This is a genomic window from Streptomyces griseus (assembly GCF_001715295.1).
GTDB lineage: Bacteria > Actinomycetota > Actinomycetes > Streptomycetales > Streptomycetaceae > Streptomyces > Streptomyces griseus_G.
The window spans coordinates 1-288 of the sequence record NZ_MDKB01000012.1 but is presented as its reverse complement, the minus strand read 5'-3'; the positions used below and the strand labels follow the sequence as shown (position 1 = coordinate 288).

Genomic DNA, 288 nt, shown 5'->3' with positions numbered 1-288 from the left:
GTAGTGGCGAGCGAAACCGGATGAGGCCAAACCGTATGCGTGTGATACCCGGCAGGGGTTGCGCTTACGGGGTTGTGGGAGTTCTCTTGATCAATCTGCCGATTGGTCGGCAAGTCAGAAACCGTTGATGTAGGCGAAGGACATGCGAAAGGTCCGGCGTAGAGGGTAAGACCCCCGTAGCTGAAACATCAACGGCTTGCTTGAGAACCACCCAAGTAGCACGGGGCCCGAGAAATCCCGTGTGAATCTGGCGGGACCACCCGCTAAGCCTAAATATTCCCTGGTGAC

The 288-nt window shown here is 56.6% G+C and carries 1 rRNA gene; it reads left to right on the top strand.

The features are described 5' to 3' along the window. A 23S ribosomal RNA gene (locus BA175_RS29085) occupies window positions 1-288 on the top strand; the annotation flags it as partial.